Source organism: Aquimarina agarilytica ZC1 (assembly GCF_000255455.1).
GTDB lineage: Bacteria > Bacteroidota > Bacteroidia > Flavobacteriales > Flavobacteriaceae > Aquimarina > Aquimarina agarilytica.
The window spans coordinates 1-5,760 of sequence record NZ_JH621313.1 but is presented as its reverse complement, the minus strand read 5'-3'; the positions used below and the strand labels follow the sequence as shown (position 1 = coordinate 5,760).

The 5,760-nt window shown below is 31.0% G+C and carries 4 protein-coding genes; all 4 read left to right on the top strand.

Translation table 11 applies throughout. The features are described 5' to 3' along the window. Positions 1–506: 506 nt before the first annotated feature. Complete coding sequence (locus KQA_RS0217950) at positions 507–2,015, top strand: hypothetical protein (protein ID WP_010183014.1); 1,509 nt, start codon at positions 507–509, stop codon at positions 2,013–2,015. 11 nt (positions 2,016–2,026) lie between these two features. Next, complete coding sequence (locus KQA_RS0217945) at positions 2,027–3,253, top strand: hypothetical protein (protein WP_010183013.1); 1,227 nt, start codon at positions 2,027–2,029, stop codon at positions 3,251–3,253. Positions 3,254–3,282: 29 nt separating this feature from the next. Continuing rightward, entirely contained in the window at positions 3,283–4,161 is an 879-nt protein-coding gene (locus KQA_RS0217940; protein ID WP_010183012.1) for a hypothetical protein, read from the top strand. Between the two features lie 107 nt (positions 4,162–4,268). Further along, on the top strand, positions 4,269–5,760 hold a 1,492-nt coding region (locus tag KQA_RS19290; protein WP_010183011.1), incomplete at its 3' end, for a hypothetical protein.

Sequence of the window (5,760 nt, the reverse complement as noted above, 5' to 3'; positions counted from 1 at the left end):
AGAACTACTTCCCGGATATCAAGAAAATATTACAGTGTAGTTGATCGGATGGTTACAAAAAAATACTGAAATGGTTAGAAATAGATAATGAATTCAACTGTGAAAATATTTTTGAAAAAGGTGTAGAAAGTGAAGCAAAATATGAAAACGGTGTAAGTTTAAAGATAGAAATATTACACTTTGAGAACTATTCTCCTCAAACAGTATTAATCCCAGAAAAAGATATCCAGATAATTGTTTATGATCAAGAATATCTTTCTCAATTACCTAACTATAATTTAGCTATTAAACTATTAGAAAAATCTCCTTCCATTTGTTTTTTAATCGACATCTCTAAAGAAAATATATTTACCATTCCTCAAATTACAAACATCTATACAAAAGAATATCTAATTTCAGAACTCGAAGATTCAATAGTTACATCTTTATTAAGTATAGATACCGAAAAACTACTGGAGACAGTTAGATTATCACAATTTATTAGCTATGTTAAAAAGATATCCCTTTTGATTGAAGAAAATTTTGAAATGAAACAAATGCAATTTAGAGGTAAATCGATTATTGTCAATCAAAAGTTACAAGAAATTCAAAATACCAAATCAGAATTATCTACAAAAGATCTCAACTTTACCAAATCAAGGATCACTAATGACTTTAAATATATCACGAAAAGCATTGAAGAAAGCTTTGAAGAAAGCTTTGATAACTTTGATAAAAACAATAGTGAATTGCGAGATTTACAAGAAGATATATTGTCATTTGTAGGTTTTGTTGAAATAAAAAGAAGTAAAAACTTAACTTTAAAAATTGCTGATGGTGCTATACAGAACAAACTAGATAAGACTAATAACATATTAACTGACTTCCTTGAAAAAACAAATAAAAACGTTAATAACCATTTGGCACAGTTAAATTTATGGTTAAAAAACACCTATTCAGTTAGGAATATTAATATCCCTAATATATCAATTTCTAAACTTTCAACAAGCCTAATTCGAGAAACATTAGCCGTTTCAAATATTTTCCCCGAAAAGGTATATGAGAAACAAATATCTTTTAAGAACCTTGGTCATTTATTGATGGAACTAAGAACGCCTTTATTTATGCTCATGCCGTTTATGATGGTTTTTGCGGTTTTTGGAGCATTAATTAATTCTGAAGACTTAGGGACTATTGATGAATCTCAATTATTCTACAACAATAGGCCTTGTGTTGCAATTACAAGCTTACCAGTATCAAGAGATAATGCTTTCAGAAAATTTATTAATGAGTTAAATGCATTACGTGATCCCAAAAAAGGTGTGTTTGACAAGGAAATAAACAATGAACTGGTCACTGAACCCCAATTAGCTATAAAAAAGATGGAAGTAGTTCAAAGTTTTAATAATAAAATAAAAGTTGAAGAAACATTAGATTACCTTTTTGATAACAAGAACCAGATACTGTATTTGTTTCTTAGGGAAAATGCTGATAGAAGTTTTGTAATTGAACAATTATTTGACCCCAATAACAAACTTTTAAGTATCCCTTCCAGCAATAGAAGAGGTTTTGGTATAGGGGGATTTATTCGAGCCTTATCAAGTTTGCATGAATACAAATATGTCATTTTAATCAGTTTAGTATCCTTAATATTTTGGTTTGTAGTTTCAAGAAAAAAAAGCATGGATATTGAATTAAAAACTTCTAAAGAAAGAGAACAATCTAAATTAAATAGTGATCTACGTCAACATATTGAAAAAAACATCAAACAATCTCTTCTAAAGTACAATTCAAAAATAATTGCAGAATTAAACACATTGGAAACCTCAATCACTAAAGACATGGAACGTAACATTTTAAATATAATTGAAGCTTCTAAAAAAGAAACAATAAAAAAAGAGAAGGTTATGCAAAAGAGATTGTCTGGGCTAAAAACAGAAAAAAGCACACTTACTTCTTGGAGTAGTGACTTTAATAAATTGGTAAAAAAAACTACTCAATTAGAGACTAAGTTCAAACGTTTAAAACAATACTAAATACAAATTAAATGTACATTGGAATATATATAAATCAATCGTTTATTTCTGCTGCATATATTGATCCGTATGAAGGTGTAAAGTTCTTTAGTAACGAATTCAATTTCAATGGGCACCCAACTCACTTAGCTCCACTTGATGCTGTTATAGATGGTGAGTACGCTTATCTAGGAAATCAGGTTATTTTTCTCGAAATAAACAATCCCGAGATTATGGTTTATCGAGATTTTTTTAACGATATTCTATATTCAGAAGCTCCCTTACTTAATAATCAAGATATATCACATTGGGAATCACAGGATCTTCTTTCTTTATTCTTAAGAAAAATAAAAACTGATTTTGAGCATCAATTTGACTTAAACATACAAGGTGTTATCCTCTCCTCTTCTTTGCCCTCTTCACCTGAAACAATGATTAAACTACAAAAAGCATTTGATCAGGTCAACTTAAACCTAATTGGCCATATAGAAATTGAGAAATCAATTTTAATGGGATATGGAATTTTATCGAATATAGAAAAATCATCATATAACCTTCTAATTAATTTGGATCCAAAAGAACTTACCTTAAGTGTATTTCAAAAAAATCAAAATGACGATATTATTGTACTTAATCGTAATGTTATCAAAAGATTAGGAGGTAATAGAATTTATAAAAAGTTCTCAGAACTATTAATCGAAAATTACCAAAAACTTACAAACCAACAAATAAAAGAAACACCAAAGGAATCAATTTTATTCAAAACTAAGATAAAAACTCTGTTAGGTAGTTTTCTAAATGAGCACCTCCCCTATTATACGGTGCTTTTAGGGTTCCAATCATCAATTGTAGAAATGATTATTACAAGAAAACATATAACAGAAATCCTGTTCTCATATATGTCTGAACTTAATGAATTAATTTCACAAGAGCTTTCAGAAGTTGACACTACCATACACAATATCAAAAACATACTTATAAGCGGAACAAGTTATAATGTATATTTTATAAATGAGTATCTAAAGCATAAACTTGACGACGATGTACAATTAGTTTTTAATCTTCCAGACCAAATAGCAGTTAAAGGATCAGCTATAATAGCAAATGACAATAAACAAAGATTACACTGTAAATCTATAACGGAAAATTGTTTTAATACATCAAAATTATTAAACAATTCTACCCTTGAAGATAAACACTTCAAATCCAAATCAGAGAAGATTAGCAAAATGAATATCAATATATCAGAAAATATATAGCACATCCAATTTACAAGAATGAATTCGTTATGATCGAAGATAAACTCAAAAGCAAAAAGGTCTCAAAGTTAAATGTTGTTTCTATGCCCCAAAAAAAACTGGAAAGCCAAAATATATTGTCTCAATATAATTTAATTATATATATAATACTTTTATCTAATAGTTTAAAAAATTCAAAAAAAGTTACCAAAAACATGACTTTAAGGTCAAAAAATTGGTCTAAAAGTTGTTATCAAACTTTATCTACCATTATAGAAGAAGATCTAGAAAACAAGTTAACCTTGGAACAAAAAAGATCAATGGGTACATCAATCTCTGCAAGAACTTTGCAAAAAATAATTGAAAACAACTATAAACTATCTTATCCAATAGACCCAAGAACTCTAAACACGCTAAACAAAGTAGTTATCTTTTTAGAATATCATTGTTGGAATGATTTTGTTCATAAAATGGATCAAGAAATTGAAGAAAAAGCTAACAATGAAAATCCCAAAGAAAAAATAATTGAAATTGTAAAGAGTGCAATCCGACGGGAATATTTGATGTATTCTAATTTACCTAAAATAGATGAAAATTTTCTTTCCGATACCTACATTAAAAATAGCTCTTCCTATAATATGATTTTAGATGTGTTAGTTGATAAATCGAAGAAAAAACAGATTTTATCAAACCCGTTTAACCCTTCTACGTGTGAAATACTTGAAATAGAAGTAAAGAAGTTAGAAAAAGACTATGCCCAAGTTTATACAAAAGAATTTTGGTTATTATGCTGGTGGGATACTTCCAAAAAGAAATATGTAAAAAGATACAAGGTAATATCCGATCATTTTTATGTATTAAATATGATAAATGAAAAATGGATGATAAAAGCTAATGCCAGCACTTCTGATCCTTTAGGCCTAGTTTAACAAGATTCGAAAACACCTGTTTCCCACTTAATTCCAACTTAAGACTCATTTTAAAACAAATCCTGGTTTAGTTTTACTAATACAAATCATACTTAAATTAAAACATTATGTCATCAGGAACAGGAACTAACGACAATGGCTTTTTAGACCAAGCTCAGTTAATTTTAGAAGAAATTCAAAGCGAAAAAGATAGAGCTTTAGAAATACTGGAAAGTATACAGGAATTTATACAAGAAGCTGAATCGGCCACAAATCAAATAAAAGAAAACGAAGAAGAATCTGGAAATATACTATCCAACATCCAGGCTCAAGAAAAAGAAATCGAAAGTATTCTTGAAACATCTGAAGCCAATAAAGAACAAATAGAAGAATTAGCGGCGCAATCAGAGGAGTTTAAAGGTAATTCAGAAACATCTGCTAACGAAGCTGAAGAATTCAAAGGTAATGCAGAAACGTCTGCCAACGAAGCTGAAGAATTCAAAGGTAATGCAGAAACATCTGCTAACGAAGCTGAAGAATTCAAAGGCAACGCAGAAACATCTGCCAACGAAGCTGAAGAATTCAAAGGTAATGCAGAAACATCTGCTAACGAAGCTGAAGAATTCAAAGGCAATGCAGAAACATCTGCTAACGAAGCTGAAGAATTCAAAGGCAATGCAGAAACATCTGCTAACGAAGCTGAAGAATTCAAAGGCAATGCAGAAACATCTGCTAACGAAGCTGAAGAATTCAAAGGCAATGCAGAAACATCTGCTAACGAAGCTGAAGAATTCAAAGGCAATGCAGAAACATCTGCTAACGAAGCTGAAGAATTCAAAGGCAATGCAGAAACATCTGCTAACGAAGCTGAAGAATTCAAAGGCAATGCAGAAACATCTGCTAACGAAGCTGAAGAATTCAAAGGCAATGCAGAAACATCTGCTAACGAAGCTGAAGAATTCAAAGGCAATGCAGAAACATCTGCTAACGAAGCTGAAGAATTCAAAGGCAATGCAGAAACATCTGCTAACGAAGCTGAAGAATTCAAAGGCAATGCAGAAACATCTGCTAACGAAGCTGAAGAATTCAAAGGCAATGCAGAAACATCTGCTAACGAAGCTGAAGAATTCAAAGGCAATGCAGAAACATCTGCTAACGAAGCTGAAGAATTCAAAGGCAATGCAGAAACATCTGCTAACGAAGCTGAAGAATTCAAAGGCAATGCAGAAACATCTGCTAACGAAGCTGAAGAATTCAAAGGCAATGCAGAAACATCTGCTAACGAAGCTGAAGAATTCAAAGGCAATGCAGAAACATCTGCTAACGAAGCTGAAGAATTCAAAGGTAACGCAGAAACATCTGCTAACGAAGCTGAAGAATTCAAAGGTAATACGGAAACGTCTGCCAACGAAGCTGAAGAATTCAAAGGTAATGCAGAAACATCTGCTAACGAAGCTGAAGAATTCAAAGGCAATGCAGAAACATCTGCTAACGAAGCTGAAGAATTCAAAGGTAACGCAGAAACATCTGCTAACGAAGCTGAAGAATTCAAAGGCAACGCAGAAACATCTGCCAACGAAGCTGAAGAATTCAAAGGTAATGCAGAAACATCTGCCAACG

What these genes read in the sequence shown, in the direction of transcription:
- KQA_RS0217945 (WP_010183013.1), top strand. Translation starts at nt 2,027, where the DNA reads ATGTACATTGGAATATATATAAATCAATCGTTTATTTCTGCTGCATAT.
- KQA_RS0217940 (WP_010183012.1), top strand. Translation starts at nt 3,283, where the DNA reads ATGATCGAAGATAAACTCAAAAGCAAAAAGGTCTCAAAGTTAAATGTT.